This is a genomic window from Olivibacter jilunii (assembly GCF_900607235.1).
GTDB classification, from domain to species: domain Bacteria; phylum Bacteroidota; class Bacteroidia; order Sphingobacteriales; family Sphingobacteriaceae; genus Olivibacter; species Olivibacter oleidegradans.
Genome location: NZ_LR027849.1, coordinates 1,137,442 through 1,156,079, shown reverse-complemented (window position 1 = coordinate 1,156,079; position 18,638 = coordinate 1,137,442). Strand labels below are relative to the sequence as shown.

The 18,638-nt window shown below is 39.2% G+C and carries 19 protein-coding genes; 4 read left to right on the top strand and 15 right to left on the bottom strand.

Features of this window, described 5'->3' with window-relative positions:
• Positions 1 to 53: 53 nt before the first annotated feature.
• The 3 genes from E0E36_RS11010 to E0E36_RS11000 are packed head-to-tail and all read left to right on the top strand — an operon-like array spanning position 54 to position 2,788.
• The gene (locus E0E36_RS11010) at positions 54 to 890 is read left to right on the top strand and encodes a heme/hemin ABC transporter substrate-binding protein (protein ID WP_013666954.1); all 837 of its coding nucleotides are present in this window, start codon (positions 54 to 56) and stop codon (positions 888 to 890) included.
• 2 nt (positions 891 to 892) lie between these two features.
• On the top strand, positions 893 to 1,930 hold the full coding sequence (locus E0E36_RS11005; protein ID WP_130855972.1) for a FecCD family ABC transporter permease: 1,038 nt from the start codon (positions 893 to 895) through the stop codon (positions 1,928 to 1,930).
• Positions 1,931 to 1,939: 9 nt separating this feature from the next.
• Positions 1,940 to 2,788 (top strand): heme ABC transporter ATP-binding protein, encoded by an 849-nt coding sequence (locus E0E36_RS11000; RefSeq protein WP_423213031.1) that lies wholly within the window; start codon positions 1,940 to 1,942, stop codon positions 2,786 to 2,788.
• Here E0E36_RS11000 and E0E36_RS10995 read toward each other — a convergent pair.
• From E0E36_RS10995 to E0E36_RS10950, 10 genes are all read right to left on the bottom strand, one after another.
• Positions 2,781 to 3,752, bottom strand: coding sequence for a helix-turn-helix transcriptional regulator (locus E0E36_RS10995; protein WP_130855970.1), 972 nt, complete (start codon positions 3,750 to 3,752; stop codon positions 2,781 to 2,783). The genes E0E36_RS11000 and E0E36_RS10995 overlap by 8 nt on opposite strands.
• 152 nt (positions 3,753 to 3,904) lie before the next feature.
• Positions 3,905 to 4,438: a hypothetical protein gene (locus E0E36_RS10990; protein WP_130855969.1), complete on the bottom strand. Its 534-nt coding sequence runs from the start codon at positions 4,436 to 4,438 to the stop codon at positions 3,905 to 3,907.
• Between the two features lie 95 nt (positions 4,439 to 4,533).
• Positions 4,534 to 5,073: an SAM-dependent methyltransferase gene (locus E0E36_RS10985; protein WP_130855968.1), complete on the bottom strand. Its 540-nt coding sequence runs from the start codon at positions 5,071 to 5,073 to the stop codon at positions 4,534 to 4,536.
• A gap of 75 nt (positions 5,074 to 5,148) precedes the next feature.
• Positions 5,149 to 6,489, bottom strand: a complete 1,341-nt coding sequence (locus tag E0E36_RS10980) for an APC family permease (protein ID WP_130855967.1) — start codon at positions 6,487 to 6,489, stop codon at positions 5,149 to 5,151.
• A 91-nt stretch (positions 6,490 to 6,580) separates the two neighbouring features.
• The gene (locus E0E36_RS10975) at positions 6,581 to 7,036 is read right to left on the bottom strand and encodes a hypothetical protein (protein WP_130855966.1); all 456 of its coding nucleotides are present in this window, start codon (positions 7,034 to 7,036) and stop codon (positions 6,581 to 6,583) included.
• A gap of 74 nt (positions 7,037 to 7,110) precedes the next feature.
• The gene (locus E0E36_RS10970) at positions 7,111 to 8,409 is read right to left on the bottom strand and encodes a condensation domain-containing protein (RefSeq protein ID WP_130855965.1); all 1,299 of its coding nucleotides are present in this window, start codon (positions 8,407 to 8,409) and stop codon (positions 7,111 to 7,113) included.
• The gene (locus E0E36_RS10965) at positions 8,393 to 9,724 is read right to left on the bottom strand and encodes a condensation domain-containing protein (protein ID WP_130855964.1); all 1,332 of its coding nucleotides are present in this window, start codon (positions 9,722 to 9,724) and stop codon (positions 8,393 to 8,395) included. Before E0E36_RS10965 ends, E0E36_RS10970 begins: the two co-directional genes overlap by 17 nt.
• 5 nt (positions 9,725 to 9,729) lie before the next feature.
• The gene (locus E0E36_RS10960; RefSeq protein WP_130855963.1) at positions 9,730 to 10,926 is read right to left on the bottom strand and encodes a glycosyltransferase; all 1,197 of its coding nucleotides are present in this window, start codon (positions 10,924 to 10,926) and stop codon (positions 9,730 to 9,732) included.
• Positions 10,927 to 10,947: 21 nt separating this feature from the next.
• Positions 10,948 to 12,147, bottom strand: coding sequence for a glycosyltransferase (locus E0E36_RS10955; RefSeq protein WP_130855962.1), 1,200 nt, complete (start codon positions 12,145 to 12,147; stop codon positions 10,948 to 10,950).
• Positions 12,148 to 12,193: 46 nt separating this feature from the next.
• Positions 12,194 to 12,970, bottom strand: coding sequence for an alpha/beta fold hydrolase (locus tag E0E36_RS10950; protein WP_130855961.1), 777 nt, complete (start codon positions 12,968 to 12,970; stop codon positions 12,194 to 12,196).
• A 174-nt stretch (positions 12,971 to 13,144) separates the two neighbouring features.
• Here E0E36_RS10950 and E0E36_RS10945 point away from each other — a divergent pair, with 174 nt between their 5' ends.
• Positions 13,145 to 13,519 (top strand): YccF domain-containing protein, encoded by a 375-nt coding sequence (locus E0E36_RS10945; RefSeq protein ID WP_013666967.1) that lies wholly within the window; start codon positions 13,145 to 13,147, stop codon positions 13,517 to 13,519.
• Between the two features lie 48 nt (positions 13,520 to 13,567).
• On the opposite strand, the gene E0E36_RS10940 is transcribed toward E0E36_RS10945, so the two are convergent.
• The 5 genes from E0E36_RS10940 to E0E36_RS10920 form a co-directional block, all read right to left on the bottom strand.
• Positions 13,568 to 14,080, bottom strand: coding sequence for a hypothetical protein (locus E0E36_RS10940; RefSeq protein WP_130855960.1), 513 nt, complete (start codon positions 14,078 to 14,080; stop codon positions 13,568 to 13,570).
• Between the two features lie 199 nt (positions 14,081 to 14,279).
• On the bottom strand, positions 14,280 to 14,867 hold the full coding sequence (locus tag E0E36_RS10935; protein WP_130855959.1) for a DUF4202 domain-containing protein: 588 nt from the start codon (positions 14,865 to 14,867) through the stop codon (positions 14,280 to 14,282).
• 149 nt (positions 14,868 to 15,016) lie between these two features.
• On the bottom strand, positions 15,017 to 15,880 hold the full coding sequence (locus tag E0E36_RS10930) for a DUF4249 domain-containing protein (RefSeq protein WP_083812314.1): 864 nt from the start codon (positions 15,878 to 15,880) through the stop codon (positions 15,017 to 15,019).
• Between the two features lie 36 nt (positions 15,881 to 15,916).
• Complete coding sequence (locus E0E36_RS10925; protein ID WP_130855958.1) at positions 15,917 to 18,241, bottom strand: TonB-dependent receptor; 2,325 nt, start codon at positions 18,239 to 18,241, stop codon at positions 15,917 to 15,919.
• A 53-nt stretch (positions 18,242 to 18,294) separates the two neighbouring features.
• Positions 18,295 to 18,597 (bottom strand): hypothetical protein, encoded by a 303-nt coding sequence (locus E0E36_RS10920; protein WP_013666972.1) that lies wholly within the window; start codon positions 18,595 to 18,597, stop codon positions 18,295 to 18,297.
• Positions 18,598 to 18,638: the final 41 nt, after the last annotated feature.

The window sequence follows — 18,638 nt, the reverse complement described above, 5'->3', positions numbered from 1 at the left end:
TCTAAATAACATTTGTTTTGCGTTGTAATTTTTGCGTGTATTCAATAACATATATGAAAAGAGAATTATTTCTTACTTTTTTAATGGGTTGCATTATTTCTTCCTGTTATGCAATTCCAAACAGGATTATAACACTTAGTGGTGCGCTGACGGAGACTGTAGATGCCTTAGGGCTTGGCGCCAAGCTTGTCGCGACGGATGTGACGAGTATTTATCCAGCTTATGTCAAACAGTTGCCACGGGTCAGTCGGAATCGATCGGTTTCTACGGAGGGTTTATTGTCTTTTGCGCCCGACTTAATACTAGCGCCAAAAGGTCATGTTAGCAAAGAAATACAGCATCAACTGAAAGCCACCGGCATACGTTTAGTTATTTTTGATCAACAGTACAGTTCTCGGGGAGCTATCGAATTTATCCAATCCGTCGCAGACGCACTTGGTATACCTGAAAAGGGAAAGATACTTGCCCAAAAAACTGAAAGGCGACTTCAAGCTGCAATAGCGGCAGTCAAAGCGTCTAAACAAGTGAAAAAGAAAGTGTTATTTATATATGCACGAGGTACGGGTACAATGAGCGTGGCAGGTAAAGGCAGTAGTATTGATGCAATTATCAGATTAGCAGGTGCAGAAAATGCCATTCAAGAATTTTCAGATTTTAAACCTTATACCACAGAAGCTATGGTAAGGGCTAATCCCGATATCATACTGATGTTTGACTTCGGTTTGAGTAGCCTCGGCGGAAAGGCTTCCGTTTTAAAGATGCCAGGCATCAAATTAACCAAGGCCGGTAAGAACGAGCGCATTATTGATATGGATGGTCAACTTCTTACAAACTTTACGGTTCGTTTACCTGACGCGATTTTAGCACTACATAAGGAATTGGTAAAGTGAACATGAGAAAGTCAGTTATATATGCTTTACTGATCAGCGGTCTAGTGTTGATTGTTTTTTTTTCTTTAACACTTGGAGCTTTTCAGATTTCCATGCGTGAAGTGATGACAATCTTGGCTAAGCTGTTAGGTTTTTTCAAAGGACAAGTGGATGCGACCAGTGAAGGCGTTATTTATATTGTCCGACTTCCGCGTTTACTATTGGGACTACTTGTAGGAGCTGCACTTGGTATATCCGGTGCTGCCATTCAGGGGATATTCCGTAATCCACTTGCAGAACCTGGCTTGATAGGCATCTCCGCGGGTGCTTCTCTTATGGCGGTTATTGTCATCACATTGGAATTAAGTTTACTTGCGGGATTAAGTAGTCTGTTTGGATATTATTTATTATCATTCGGAGCCTTTATCGGAGCTGGTGTCGTCGCTTTCATGGTATATAATATAGCACGGACCAACGGTCGTGCCAATGTAGCCACCATGTTACTTGCCGGCATCGCGATTAATGCCTTTGCTACGGCGTTGACTGGGCTAATGACCTATTTGGCGAACGAACAACAATTACGTACCATTACATTTTGGATGCTGGGTAGTTTGGGTGGAGCCACTTGGCAGACAGTGGGGAGTGCTGCTCCTTTCATTCTAATTCCTTTAATTATCTTACCGTTTTTAGGAAAATCATTGAATGCCTTTTCTTTGGGCGAGACACAGGCTAGCATTTTGGGATTAAACCCTAACCGGGTGAAGATGCAAGTGGTGGTGTTGGCCACGATGGCTGTTGGCGCTTCGGTAGCTGTATCCGGAATTATCAGTTTTGTTGGCTTACTCGTGCCGCATATTATTCGTTTAGTGGGGGGAGTTGATCATAAGTTTGTATTACCGGCATCTGCAATATTTGGCGCACTTACTTTGGCCGTAGCGGATGTACTGGCGCGCATTTTAGCGGCTCCGATTGAATTGCCGATTGGCGTAATTACCGCCCTTTTGGGTTCACCTGTTTTCTTGTTTATACTTATTAAAGAGAAGAAAAAACTCTTTAGCTAACATAAATTCATTATGCTTACAGCCACTGCCTTGAACTATAAGGTTGGAAAACATTATTTGCTGCGTGACATCAGCTTTCAGATCCGACCAGGAGAATTACTGGCCGTTCTTGGTGCGAATGGCGCCGGAAAATCGACCTTAATAAATATCCTGAGTGGAGAAAAAAAGCCAACATCAGGTAAGGTCTTACTTTTTGATAAGGAATTGTCATCCTATTTACCGCAAGAACTGGCCAAGAAAAGGACAATTCTCCAGCAACACAATAGTGTACATTTAAACTTCTCAGTTAATGAAGTTCTTCTTATGGGAAGGTATCCACATTTTAGGTTTCGCCCGGATATAAAAGATCTCATTGCTGTGGAGGAAGCGATGGAGGTATGTGGTATCAGCCATCTTGTAGATCGGTCTTATCTATCGCTTTCGGGTGGCGAGCAGCAACGCGTCCAATATGCCCGAGTGCTGTGTCAAATTTGGGATCAACCCGAAAGCCTTTTATTGATGGATGAGCCTGTTGCTGCCTTAGACCCTCAATACCAGCAACAGACAATGGCAATTGCCAGAGCATTTAGCCAACGGGGTTATATGGTTATTGCTGTATTGCATGAAATCAATTTGGCAGCACAATACGCTGATCGTATCCTCATGCTAAAGGGTGGCAGAAAATGGCTGGATGGTACGCCGGTTGAGGTTTTGACACCCAGCCATATTTACGCTATTTTTAGCACGGAAGTTGATGTGATGGTTAATAAAAGAACCTTGCAGCCAATAGTTATTCCAAAACAAATAAATCTTGATATTAACCGTTTCAACTCGCTATTTTATCCAGTTGCGATTGATCATACGGAGGTTACTACCTAATATCACTCGGTGCGATCCCAAAATATTTTTTAAAGGCGGCACTGAAATTCTGTTGATGGTTATATCCGGTTGCATTGGCTACTTCGGCTATACTTTTGCCTTCATCCAGTAAAAGTGACCGGGCTTTTTCCATCCGAACCCTCGTTAAGTAATCATATATGGTAATTGAAAAATAATCTTTAAATGACTGGCGCAGTTTGGATTCACTCATGCCAATCTCTTCAGCTAAGGTCTTTTGCGTTGGAGCTTGTGCGTAGCGTTCGTCTAGAATAGCCCTCGCTTTAAGCAATTTAACAACGTCGTCACTAGCTAATGGTTCTCTTTCTTCTATAAAGCTGTCATTTAGCTGCTCTAGTTGATATACAAGCAGCTCAGATATTTTGGACTCCGTATGGATGCGGCGTAATTCACCGGTACGTTTATTGTCTTTCAGTTCGGATATAACTTTGAGCATTTCATGCGTAACAAACATGTCGTCGTGAGCAAAAGATGTGTATTGCCCCTTATTGATCTTTTGTACAAAATCTTCATGTAAAACGGATTCAGGTGCAATCAGCCTGAAATAAAAATCTTTTGATAAAACAACCAGGAAGTAATCGTATTCAGTACCCGATTGTAGCTCGTAATCTTCTACGAAGGAAGGTATGTAGCGTACATTATGCCGCCCCCTGCCATGAAAAGATGTCTTGATTTTTCTGTTATCCTGATGCCGATAGAATACAAATTGGCTTGTAACGGTTTCGCCTTGAACTTCTGTATGTATGCGAACCGGCCCTTTGAAACTCATTTCGGAATAAAGAATGAATAGACCGCCGGTAGAAAGCTGATAGTTGGCCATATGAATAGGATGGCGTTCTATGACGGTCTTTTTTTCGTTCAGGGGGCTATTTGGAAGACAGGTGTCGGGTATGTCTTCTATAAATAACCAATCCTGTAAGCCTTCAATTCTACTTTTTACAATCATGATTTGGCTATTATTTTCACAAATATAAGCTATTACTTTAATTTATACTTATTCTAAATAATATATTTCATGATTGGTCTTGCCACTAATAAATGCTCTTTGTCGGTTACGACGAGGCTATAGGTCTTGTTTATAAACTGTTTAAAAGGCTATTATTGGTTTTCATTAACTTTTTTCCACCAATGTTGCAGTCTTTTATCCTCAAGATCTTCTTTTTCAGATAAATCGATGCTTTTATTTACCATGTATAGGTTGTTTTCCTGTAGCGTATCGGGTTCCGGAAAAGGAGAACTATAATTTTTGCTTATTTTTATTTTTCCGGTTAGTGACTCAACAGATTGTCCCTGATCATGATCATAAGCAGCTATTCTAAAGGTTGACGGCGCCATTACCTCCAATTTCATTAAGCTTGTATAGATATAAACGGGATACTTTTCTCGATCGATCTTAAAGAACATATCCCCATTTGCTCTCCAGCATTGTACGTTGTCTATAAGGGTATCCTTTAATGTACTCTCTTTATCAATAATATAGAGTATATCGGTGCCGGTTAATTTTTTAATTTGAGCGGGTAATGAGATATCGCCATTTAAACTCGAAATTTTCTCCTGATTGTCATTGGTTGACTGAGTGCATCCATGGGTCAAAATGACTAACAAAAGCAAAAAAAATAGAGAAACTCGCATACTTAATTTGGTTGAATAGTATGCAAAATAGGCAATCAAAATTTGATTGTCAATTTATTTATATTCTTCCTTACAAAAAACTTAAAAGTGTAAAACTATTTGACATCAGGAACTGTCCACAAATAAATAGTTGAGTTACCCACTAGCATTTGTTTATCGGGCTTCCAGTCACCCATATCGAAAGCATGTGAAACAACGCGTGTTCCAGGTTTTAACTGGAGTAATTTTGGACGCAACTTTATATTAACAGAAGGCAATAGATAAAGCGAAACCACCGAAGCCTTACTGAAATCGGCTTTGAACAGATCTTGTTGTAAAAAGGCAACCTTATTCTCCACAGCTGCTTTTTGTGCATTTTCGCGTGCTTCTTGAATACGTTCCGGATCTATATCAATTCCCACAGCTTTGGCGCCGAATTTCTTTGCGGCTGTTACTACTATACGACCGTCCCCACAACCCAAATCATATAACATATCGTTTGGCCCTACATTGGCCAAGGTCAACATCGCTTCCACCACCTCCTGTTTAGTAGGTACGTAGGGAACATCCTTGTCGATCATTTGCTGGGCTTGCATGGTAATTGGAACCATGAATGCCAGCATCAACATACCGTAAAGAACTGTAATTGCCTTCATCTTATTGAATTTTAGTTAACAACTTGATTTTCTTAACGTTTTGAAAAAACAATAGTTTTTATTTTTTCAAAATTGTTACCTTCGAAAAAGACTGAAAACGATAAATCCAATAAATAATACGAATACGCCGAACATAGCCCCCACACCGGTATAGGCTAAGCTGCTATAAAGGAGCAGGGAGCTACTTATACAGAAGATGGCGGGGAGCACCGGATAAAGTGGAACTTTGAATGGGCGTGTTATTTGAGGGTCTTTTTTTCTTAGAATAAATACTGCCACGCCGACTAACAAAAAGAAGAACCAAAAGACGGGTGCCGTGTAGTCAACTATCGTTTCAAAACCTTTCCGAGTCATTAATCCTAACAACACTAAAATAGTAGCGATTATTCCTTGTATTATTAAGGCTTTAACAGGGGTAGACGTTCGATGATTCCACTGGCTCAAACTCTTAAAAAAGGGAAAATCCTGACCGAGTGCATAATTTGAACGAGCTCCTGTAATGATGGTAGCGTTTGCAGAAGTCAATGCGGAGATGGCAACAAGCAGGCCTATAAATTTTGCTGCATTTTCTCCCCATGTAAACCGCATTAAATCGGCTGCGACCGCATCGGAAGAAGCCATTCGTTCGTGTCCTAAGACATAAATAAAGGTGTAATTGACAAGAAGGTAGACAATTGTAATGATCAAAATACTCCAAACCAACGCTTTAGCCATGCCTTTAGCCCCCGTTTTCAATTCAGCCGAAATATAGGCGGCTTCATTCCATCCACCAAAGGTTAATAGTACGAACACCATTGCCATCCCTAAAGAAGAAGAGGTAGATATATCGGATTTAATCGGCAGAGACGACGCTTCTATTGTAGGGGTAACGAACAAACCGACAATGATAATCAATACAATGCCGCCTACTTCCAACAGCGTAAAAAGCTTTTGTGCGATAGCACCAAAAGTGAGCCCCAGTATATTTAGAATGGTTAGTGTTATAACGATCGCAAGGGCATACATTCCTTCAGAATAGGGGCCGATTGTGTAGAATTGCGTTGCATAGTCACCGAAAATAAAAGCAAGTAACGCAATGGATCCTGTTTGAATGACTACCATTCTTGTCCATGCAAATAAAAAGGCAAGAGGTTTTCCGTATGCACGGTATAAAAAATGATAATCGCCCCCTGTATGCGGATAGGTAGCACACAATTCTGCATAGCTCAATGCTCCTATAAGGGAAACCGCTCCTCCTACTAACCAGGTAAGAAGAAATAAGGTGTCATTGCTTGTATTGAGTGCCACCAACGAAGGTGTTTTAAATACGCCGGCTCCGATCACAATTCCCACGATGAGCGCGACCGCGTCTACCGTGCCGAGCGTTTTTCGGGGCTTGTCATTTAAGCTGGCATTTTCTATTGATTTCCAGGGCACGTATTAGACAAATTAAAGAGTATAAACCATATAAGCCTCTGCTTTAATACAAACTTTGCTTGCCAATTGTTTTTAGAAGTAAAGAAAGCCTCTATTGACCTTTTATTTCCGTATCGGATTTTTGTATTAGCGAATTCAGTTTATGGGTACTCCAAAAAGTGTAGTAAACGGCTATCAGACAAGCAAAAACTGCATTAAAACAAGCCAGTAGCGCACCGTCAAAGGTATACTTTGGAGGGACGATATAGTGGATAAACAGTAATCCAATAAAGGTAATTGCTAATGACGTTAAACCATTGTAAAGTCCTAATCGTAAAAACAAAGAGGTGTTTAAGCTATCTAATTTTCCTTCCAGGCCCAAGGGAGTAGCTACTATAAATTCAGTCGCCTTTTTCAGAAAATCAACGGTAATCGCCAACGGAATAAATAAAGCCATGGGTAATATAAATCGAGCGAAGCAGAACTCTCCTTTAAAAAGTGCAACAGAAGCAGGATTCTCAAAACTATAATAAGGAATGAAACCGTTGAATACTAAATTAGGTAACATATACCAAATAAGCTTTTTGCGAATGAATATTCGGATTGCTTTATATTCACTTATTTTTTTTGCTGGATGCGTCGTCATGAATTAACCGTATTAATTGGTGTAGGGATCGTCTCTTCTTCTATTAGACTGCTGAGTTTTTGTATTGCCCGTTCTAAAAATTGATTCGCATCCTTTTGGGGTAACACTGCGTCATTTGAAGTAAATGTTATATCTAAAACGTTGTTATATGTGCTCATTACCATCGTGTTCGGGTTTTTCCATGGGAATGCTACAGTCGGACTGTAGATTTGTTCAACCGTGAACTTGTCAAAATGTGAGGGGATCGCTAGATTGCCCATGTTAGAGAAGGTAAAATCATGTGAGCCTTCGTTTACTCGTAAATGATTTAATAGTTTGAGAACGATGGATTGAAAATGTGCATTTATGTAGGCAACTTCATTAGCATTGATTTTGGTTAAACCGACTTGTAACTGTTGCTTTAGATCTTTAGCATGCTCCCAAACGGATGTATTTTTGCTACTTTTAAGGTCAACAATTGGCGCAAAAGCAAAAAGCTGGTCCTCTTTTAAACTAGTTATATATTTTCTGATGTCTACAGGGCATATTAATTTCCCTTTTGGTTTGGGAAAAGCGTGCGCTCCAACATCAAAAAATACCGCCGACATTAATGTATATAAAGAAACCTGGTTCTTTTTACAACAAGTAAGGAGCTTTCGGGTATCAACTGATGAAAAGCGGTGGCGCACCATATAGGTGTTATTCAAGTCAATTGTTTTGCTCTTATCCAGCTGCTTTGGTAAAAATAGATGGGCAGCGCACTTTCCTATCAAAGCTTTCAAATTTAGTTGGACTCTTCTGATAGTGGATAATTTATGCGACACCAAATCATTTCCAACCAAGGCTTGTGATTCACCGATATCCTTGCTAACGTCATCCAGCAAAAGAAGGAACTCTCGTAAAACGGCCGTAATGCTAACACCATCCGCTATGCAGTGTGGACAAATAAGTATAAAATCCGACGTCGGATTGCCGCGTATCCATATTAATTTAGCAAGTGGGCCTTGACTTACATTGAAATAGTCTTGCCAGCTTTTCTTAATTAAATTTAACCATTGAGTTTCATTGAACCGATCATATATCGTGATCGGAATAACCGGTGCATTTTCCGGTAAAATAAACGATGGATACCCATTTACCTGTTTAATGACGGCACGTAAAAGTGGATGCTTTTGTTGAAGTTTATTGAGTGCCGCTTGGATTTGGTCCTGATTGAACAAACCGTTTAAGCTAAATGGAAAAATGCAATTGATGGCTTCTGTTTCGGCCACATACATGATCCGCTCTCCAACAGATAATCTACGTTGTGTTATCATGGTTTTTCTTTGCTGAGGTTATTAATAAAATCATCTCATTTCGTACAAATTCAATAATGCTTTTTGCTTTTTCTTGAGGTAAAAAGCCTTCATTTGATACGAAGGAAAAGTCCAATTCATCATTAAAGGTTGAGCAGATAATGGTAGAAGGATTAGCAAAAGGACCAATTACCATAGGGCTAAACACTGTTTCCAACGAGAAATTTTGATATTCATTTTGTAATGGTATTCTTCCAATATTTGAAAACATAAGGTCATTTCCAACCTTTCCGTAAGTCAGCATTTTTATCATGCGGGGCAGAGCGCTATGTAATTTTTCGAAGGTCATTAGAAACTCGTAAGGTTTTAATGCCTTTATTTGTTTATCCACCACGGTCTGAAGTATTTGTGCTTCAGGCCAGAATGATTTATGGTTCGCCTTTTTATTGGTTAATGTCAGTACCATCCCGAAAGAGAAGAGCTGATTTTCTCTTATTTGTTTAGCAAACTTCCTGATATCTACGGGACAGGAAATTTTGTTTTTTGACTCTGGTCCAGCCACTTTTTCATAAGCTTTAAGCAGGAGCAAGCCAATTGCAGTATTTACCGTAACGCCGTGTTTTTTACATATGGAAACCCAGATTGAGGTGCTTTCACGATCTAATTTTGAATGGAGCAAATAATCCCGGCTTCTGGTTAAGGTGCCACTGTTCTTGGTAGAAGTAAAGATAGCCGATATAGATAAAGCGGTTTTCAGAAGACCGGACAAACAGGAGGTTTTTACTTGATTGATCTTACTTTTACGAACTTCTATAGGGATGATATCATCGATTCGCAGCAATCGGTTTTGCTTGTCAATATTTGATTCTTTGCCATCGAGAAAAGTCAGCAATTCACGTATTAAAAGTACGCCTCCTCCGCCATCGCATATGCAATGATGGAAAGACAGAATAAGATCTGAAGTTACATGGTTCGACAAACAGCTAACATGAAACATAGGCCCTTTCACGACGTCAAATTTAAGTCTAAGTCCCGCCAACGCTTCCTCCTGCCATTGATTGGCATGTTGCCACTCTTTTACAGTCAATGGAATAGGACTAATGGTGTCAGGGATGAAAAAATAGGGTTTTGGTGATGTAATCTCTGCGATTGCCATTTGAAGCTGAAGGTATTTAGCTTGCAATTTGGCTAAGGCTGCGGCCAAAGATTCATGTTCTATTTTACCTTTCAACCTAATAGCGAATACGCCATTAAATGGTTCAGTTCCATCTCCAACCAGCGTTCGTTCTAAAAAAAGAAGCGGTCGTTCTTTCCTATATACGTTAATATCCGGCATGGTAGCTAACTATAAATCAAATCCTCCGCTTGAGCTGTTTGCTCTAATAAAATTACTGCGCTATCATTACTTCCCGCGGCGAGAAAAGTCTGTTTAACGTGGCCGGCCTGTTTTTTATAATCGGGTTGCTCGATGAGCTCCCATACTGCGTTCCGAAGATCTGCAATCCGCATGCGTTTGTAACGAATTTTTTTTCCGCAACCGGCTTTTTCAACGAGATCAGCAGTATGAAAATGATCATAGGCAATAGGCGTTATTAATAGGGGCAATTCGTTCAAAATAGCATCGTTAACGGTATTAAATCCTCCATGGCAAATAACCAAATCCATTTTTTTCATCACTTCGGATTGTGGAACAAAACCCTGAACAATAAAGTTTTCGGGCCAATCTTCTATGATCTCCGGTTTTGTCGCGGCAACGATGGTTAAAGGTTCATCTCTAAAAGCTTCAATGACTTTTAAAAAAAACTCCTTTCTAATATCTTCCAATAAAGTTCCCAAAGAAACGAAAACTTTAGGCCCCCTACTTTTTTCCAGTCGATCCCAGTCGAACGCAACTTTGTTTGGACGTCCTGCAACCGGGCCTACGAATCGCATATGGGGTTCGGGCTTTGTTATGGAAGCAAAGTATTGTGAGGTGAAAACAAGATTAAGTTTTCGGGAATGAAAAATTAATTCATTTCGCTCAACTCCGAGTTCTCTTTGCAAACTGAACATTAGATTTTGTTGCCATTCCCATATCTTTGGACTATTCATGGCATTTGCACCTAAATCTGGGGGTACCGGTGTTGTCGTAACATAGGGTATTCCATGTTGATAAGCACAAATACCACCGGCAAAGGTAATGCAATCACTTACGACGACATCTGGCTTAAATGTGCTTATTACATCATTCAAGCCCTGATACATAATCTTACAAAATGGAATGTAAGTATCTTCCAGCGCCAATTTCCAAGTTTCAACACCGGAAAGTAGCGGTCCTTGATCCTGCATTATTAAAATCCGCTCGATTTCTTCACCGTGCTTATCCCAATAAATTGCCGGAACAGTAAAAACCCCTCCTTCCGGAACTTGTTCTGCTTTTATATTGACCAGAGATACCCATCGCACTTCATGGCCTCTCTTTAAGAGGCTAGCCCCAACACTTAAGGTTGGGCTGACATGTCCAAAAAACGGGGGGACCACAAAAAGGAATTTCGACATAGCTGTTATTTAAATTGTAACCTAATCGGCTATTATGGAATTGTAAGCAAAGTCTTCCAGAAGCTGCGCAGCATACGAAACGCCACCGGCTAATTGAAATGAAGAGCAAAGCTTCTGTGCTTCTGTTTTAAAGCTAGGCTCTGTTAAAACACGTTCAAGTGCGTCTTTGAGATGTTCCGATTTGAATCGTTTATAATTAAGCCGCAAACCACTCCCTGTGGCAACCACCCTTCCGGCAACATAAGATTGGTCGTAAGCGATAGGCACTACAACCAGGGGAATCCCCTGCATAAGGGTCTCACAAACCGTATTGTGGCCTCCGTGGCAAACAACGGCGTCCATTAAGGGGAGTAGTGAAAGTTGGGGTACCTTTGGCGCCACAATAAAATTCGAAGGCCATTTGTCAAATAAAGCCGGATCGGAAACAACCACCACCGATATATCTCGATTGCCCAAGGCTTCGATAACCTTTGCAAAAAAATCTCGTTTAAAACTGTGATCAAATGTCGTTCCTATTGAAACTAATACTTTTCGCTGATGGTTCATGGCCTCCAGGGCTTTCCAATCAAAATTGAAATTCACTGGTCTGTCGAGAACTGAAAGGCCGACAAACCGATAGCCCTTCGCTAATTCCATATCACCGAAGAAATCACGCGATGTATAAATGATCGTTAGATCTTCTGAACAAGCTATGGATCGATTCAGGTTGAGTCCTAACTCTTGTTGAAGGGAAATAATCTGATTGTCTTCCCATTGTGAGATGCCCGGTAGGTCCTGTTGCATTTTAACGGCTGCAGGTGCGGTAACAGATGTGACATATTTGACATCCGATTGTATAGCAACTATCGCTGCACTGAAAAGTTGATGATCATTAACGATTAAATCCGGTTGATAAACCTTAACCCAATCGCGAATTCCATGATACATAAATCGATTAAGAGGAATAAGTACATCTTCGTACAAAAATTTCACGCTTTCTATGCCTGTTACGTTTTTTTCGGAAATTTTAGTTAAAAAAACATGCTGTTGCGCACGTTCTGCCTCGGAAGTATTGTATTTTAGTGGCAAAAACTCACCGCCTGGTGGCAACATGGCCTCAAGTTTCTCATCAACGCTCAACCAAGCCACTTTAAAGCCTTTTTCCAGCAACGCTTTACCTAAACTTAATGTCGGGTTTACATGCCCCATCAGGGGAGGTACAACAAATAGTATTTTTTTCATGGAGCTGTTTTTTTAGTCGACGCCCTATTTATTCATTCGTGTGCTACTATGCCAACACAGCTTGTTTGGATAGAAATCCAAGTAGTTTGTTCGCGATCAACTCAGGTGCCTGTATCGGTAAGTTATGATCTCCCGGTAAGGTTACGAATTCTGCGTTGACAATATGTTTTGCTAGAAACTTACCCGATTCAAGGCAATTAGACTGCTTGCCGTAGATTAGTAAAGTGTTTTGTGTTATACTACTTATTGGGACGCTTGAGAAATAAGCTATCTCCTTCTCCATATCATCCTTAATACTGGTATGATCAAATAAGTATTGATACATTCGATGATTTTTCTCGAGCTGGCGTTTTCCCATTTTGACTTTCGTCGTATCCGTAAAGTTTTGTATATAATGTTCAAGAAATTCTTTGCTATAGATATCGATAATATCCATCGTTTTCCGATCGCCTGGGTCGGGAGCTTCGATTACACCTAACCTATCAATCCTACTTGGATATTTTAAACAGGTATTTAATGCAACCAGGCCTCCGAAACTATATCCAACGAGATGTACCTTTTCAAGCATTAACGTATCCATGAGGTCGATTAAATCGTATGACATATCATCAAAACGGTATCCATGATCAACTCGGGAAGAGAGACCATGACTTTTTAAATCGTACATAATGACATGGAAATATTTGGCTAAAAGAGGCGCTATTCGAAAATAGTATACAGAAAGATTGCTGAACATACCATGTATTAATACGATTGTTTGAGGGGCATCTTTGTTCAGTTCCTGAATATGTATTTCTCTATTTTGAATCTGTATATGTGGCATCGGCTACAACTTTTAAATCTCGCTTTTTGCTAAAATACATGGTATATGATTTAATTGAGTACAAAGAGCCTAAAGCATTTTGTTCACTTTTTTGCTATCTTGAAAACAACTTCAATATGTAACAAATTGGAGTGAACATTATCTATAGAAATATAAAAATGACGAATTGGACTTATGAATCTTATCGGTAACTTAATTTGGCTTATTTGTGGAGGTTTTTTAGCGGCGCTAGGTTACTTAATCGGCGGGTTGGTGTTATGTGTGACCATTATAGGAATTCCTTTTGGCATCCAGTGTTTTAAATTAGCAGCTATTGTTTTATTTCCATTCGGGAAGCGCGTGGTTAACACGCCAACTTCGTCCGGCTGCTTAAATTTGGTTGCCAATTTGATTTGGATTCTATGCGGTGGCTTATATACGGCGCTCAATCATCTCTTTTGGGCAGTTTTGTTGGCTATTACCATTATAGGCCTCCCTTTTGCTAAACAACATCTTAAGCTTTTGGAAATTTCGCTAATCCCTTTCGGAAAAAAGGTGGTAGAAAATTAGTGAATGGCGTTTTACAAAGTCAGACGGTGAATGAACGATGTCATTGGATCATTTTTTTTCAATTACGTTATGGTCATCCGTTACCCCACGCAGCAACTGTTGTGCATAAGCCCTTAATTGGAAAATATGGTTATTTAAGCCATAGTAAAGAATAAAAATAACAAGTGCCCATGCAGCCAGAATACTTGTGATAGAAATGATCTGTATTCCGAATAAATAAAATATATAGAAGGCCAGAACTAATAAAAACAGAGCAATGGATGTTATTCCTTTTATAATAGTAGATTTACTGCATGGTTGTACATCGTAAATGATTTTTGTCCCGCTTTCCAAAGGATGCAGCTTAAAAGAAACTTCACCGGCTCCTCTAAAGCTTTCGTATAATGAAGGCTCGCGTTTTATCTGTATCCGGTCATCATAAACCTTCATGTAAGAATGTATCGCAATTTGCTGATTATCATAATTGGTTATACGAATGCTACATAGACGTTCTATGATATCTTTTTTTGATAATTCGGTGTATATCTCTTTCACCGGAAGAACCTTTTTCAATAGTTTCATGGTCGATTCACAAGATGCTAATATTCAAACCGAAGTTCAATATCATTGTATATACTAAGGTACGCATTTGTGATAATTTCACAATATTTATGTGAATATTTGTTTTATTTAGAGAAATATTGATGTAGGTTGTGCTGTGGAGCTTAGGAGTGCTCCAATATAGCTAACCGTTTTATGGGCGTAATGTTTTGAGGGTATATTAATGAATTAGTTTTAGCGCTTCTTTAATATATTCATGCCCATCGGGGGAATAAGGCAAGGAAAGCGCGAAGCTATGGCCGTGGGCATCCATTTTTAGCAGGGACTTTTTTAAGATATTTACAATTTTATCGCGATGCTTGGGATAGAATTCTTCGTACTGATAAGCAAGAAATACAAGGCAAAGCGCATTTTCCATTGTTTGGACAGCTGAATTTACCTTTATTTTCTTTTTAAGGATAATATTTTGGACTGCATTAATTTGATCGGTTGAGTAGCCGACCTCTTTTAGAATTTCGCTTGCTTTCTTTGCGTGATAAATAGCCAGTTCTTTCCGCCATTTTAAATAACCTTCTCTATCGGGTGCGTAGCTTTCACGTGGGATTTCCCAGCGACCGATATGCTGACACCTTGACGCAAGAAGCAGTGTCTCTTCTGCCTGAGGATCCAGCTTTTTTATCCAATCATGTAATTTGATTGCCAAGAAGTATTCTTGGGGGAAGGATTGCCCCTCCCAAATAATTCGGTTTGGATCTCTTTTATTATAAGCGTCAAATAAATCGAACGCTTGTTGCAGTTTGTCATTCATACACGATGTCGATAAGCTTTGGTAAAAATAACATATTGTATGAAATATAAGCAATTTTTTATCAGTATTAGTCGAGCTGGAAAACAATAGAGTACCTCCTTAACTTTTGTCTTCGACAATAAGGAGGTACTCATGTTTTTTTGATTCGCTTACGGAACGCTGATTTCTTTACTTTGTATGTTATGAGCGCTAAAGTATCCCAAGGCATTTCCTTGTATGTTGCTCACGGGGTTAGAAGGCGTGGCTGATTGGTTTTCTCCCGTTGCACTATTATCCAAACTAAAGAAATATTTGTAGACGGCTTGATCGATACCTAACATTTCTACCCGTACAAGATCGCCGCTTCTGATGCGTCTGTTTTCCGGATTGTCTTCATCTTCGCCCACATCTGCATATAACCTAATCGAATTTGCCTTCCCGTTAGACAACTCATCGTTTATAACAAAAATCTGTTTCTTTTTTACTCCATTTACATATAATAAAAAACGGTAGCTATTCACTACGTTGGCCGGGTCCTGAAAATCAATCGTTGGCAGTTTATAATTATCTCCGAATATCAGGTCATCAACAATATAAAGACTATCCATCTTAACCAATGCGGGCATGGTAGAACTTGAAGTAAATATTTCAGTACCAATCTGTACTCGTAAGTTATAGGTATGTCCTTCTAAGCCTCTCAAAGTAGGTGCAGTATAAGTTCCGACTTCGGTTTCCTGCAGCTCATGCGTTTCGGCCCCCTCACTAATAAAGACCTGCGCTCCTGTAACAGTTACTCTGCTATTATCGTCATTAAAATCTTTTGTCTTGCTTATCAATACTTTGCATCCCCCCTCTTGATCCGTTATAACCCCTTCTATTACATAGCGTTGATCAGCTCCTTTGAGTTCGATATCAATTTCTTTCTCGCAGGAAGAACTTAATAGAACGCCTACAGTTAAGCATATGATGCTAAACAACCTATTCCAATATTTCTTAAAGACTGTATAGGCTATAAAGTTTGAACGATCGTTCATTATAAGATGTATATTATTCAAATGCATGGTAATAATTTATTTAAACTTAAAATTGTATGAAACTGAGGGGATGAACTTAAAAAGAGCGATTTGATTAGCAACTGTTTTATTGGGATCATTCTTACTATCCATAAATTCAATGGTGTAAGCATTCTCTCTACCATAAGCGTTGTATAGGCTAAAGCTAAGTTCAGAACTCCATCTTTTTTTCTGCTTTAGCTGCATGGTTGCACCTAGGTCTAATCGATGGTAATTAGGCATGCGATAACTGTTACGTGCTGTGTAATAATAAACTGTGCGATCGTCAATTATGTATTTTCCGGCGGGGAAAGTAACAGCGTCACCGGTATAAAATACCCAGTTGGCTGATAATGTCCACTTCTTGTTTAGTTGGTACATGGCTACAATAGCTATATCATGTGTTCGATCTTGTCGGGCATTATACCATTCATTATTATTAATCCCATCGATTTTACGTTCTGTTTTTGATAACGTATAACTTATCCATCCCGTTAATCTGCCTGTACTCTTTTTTAATAACCATTCGATCCCATATGCCCTGCCTTTTCCATACAGCAGCTCGGTTTCAATAGCGTTGTTGCTATTGTAAACGTCGGCACCATCCCGATAATCGATTTGGTTTTGGAGTGTCTTATAATAAGATTCAACGCTAAGTTCGTAGCGATTGTCTGCAAGGTTTCTGTAATAACCTATTGAAAACTGATCTGATAATTCGGGCTTTATAATATTTGTACTTGCAATCCATTTATCTGTGGGGCTCGTGCTGGTACTATTAGAAATTAAATGGAGATATTGCGCATTGCGAACATAAGAAGCTTTAACTGAATTGGCACTGTTCCATTGATAACTGGCGGCGAGGCGAGGTTCAAGATTTACATACGTTTTTACAAAATCACCTTTGCCATAATGCGTGGTGTCTATAACTTTACCTTCACTGTTAACATTGTAGAAGTCCCCTTCGCCAAGTATACTAAAAGTACTTAACCTCAGACCGTAGGTTAGGTTAAACTTATCTGACACGCTCCAAGTATTACTTGCATAAATCCCATTTTCCCATGAATAGCGGTTCTGCATGCGTATATCATTAATCGATGACTCTTCATTTTTGCTTCTTACCTCACCTGGTTTGATATTATGGTATATGGAATTAAGTCCCATTCTTATACTATTGCGGTTATTAGGATACCATTGAAACTCTTGCTTAAAGTTATAATCGCGTATGTTTGATCGGATATCAAAATTATTAGTTCCACTGTTAATAGATATATTGTAATCGTAATTGCTGTATATCAATGATGTATTTGAAAAAAGTTTGCTGTTGAAAACATGATTCCAACGCATAGTTGCAGTTTTATTTCCCCAATCAAGTCCGAACAAGTCGCCAACACCAAGATGATCTTTTCCTAAATATCCTGAAAAGTAAATGCGATCTTTCTCGCCCAATTGATAATTCAATTTTGCATTTAAGTCATAGAAATACAGCGAGTTACTATTTATACTTGAATCGTTTGATAATTTTAGAAACATATCTGCATATGTTCTGCGTCCTGTTAAAAGAAAAGAAGATTTTCCGGTTTGTATGGGGCCTTCCACGTTCAGTTTAGCTGATATAAGTCCCACACCTCCACTTACATTGAAATCCTGATTATTTCCGTCGTTCATTTTGATATCCAGAACGGATGATAACCTTCCACCGTATTGCGCAGGCATACCTGACTTATAAACAGAGACATCTTTTATTGCATCTGAATTAAAAGTTGAAAAAAAGCCAAGTAAATGCGAAGCGTTATATACGTTAGCTTCGTCTAGCAGTACTAAATTTTGATCAGCGGCTCCTCCTCTCACGTACATCCCACTACTGCCGTCTCCTGCTGATTTAATACCTGGTAATAATTGCAGCACTTTGACAACATCCTTTTCGCCCATTAAAACGGGAACTTTTGCAATTTCATTGGGAGTGACTCTTTCTAGTCCCATCTGAGGGCTACTTAAGCTTCTACCCCTACTTGAAGATATCACAACTTCATCCAAGGTTTGGGCATCATCTATTAATTCTACATGCAGGGTGATATCCTTATTTACGATGATTTGCTGGCTATAAGGTGCAAACGACACATTGGAAATTGTCAGCTCGTATGTACCGGTCGGTACTGTGAGCGAATAAAAACCATATTCATTGGTCTGCGTTACATATCTACCCCCAGCACTTATTGTGGCACCAATAACAGTTTCTCCTTTACTGGCTGATTTAACAGTGCCGCTAACGGTAAACTTGTTTTGGGAAAAACATGGAAGAGCGAATAGCGCTCCAATAATAAAGAATAGAAAAGCTTTCATCATGCATCTTATTTTAATGCATGACAACATACTCTCTATACACCCCTATTCGTTCGCTAAAGTTTTGGATTTTTTTTAAATGGAATATTACCTTGTGAAGATAAAAAAGCATTTACCTCGTCTTTGTTATAGACAATTTTGCCTTTTTTTGTTCCATAATTGATGACGGCAGAAGTAACGTGGGAAGGATCGACCTGATTTCCGTATTTTTTTGGGTAATGCTCTTCGATACCTATCCACGGCTTATCCTTATGTATATAATATCTTATAACAATATAGTCGAAATTATCGCTTGATACCGGACCTTCTGAATCTTCAAAACCTAGTTTTAAAAGATCGTCACGATTTATAGTTGCCATTATTTCTAGATTAAATCTTACTGCCTATCTCCTTTTTCAGA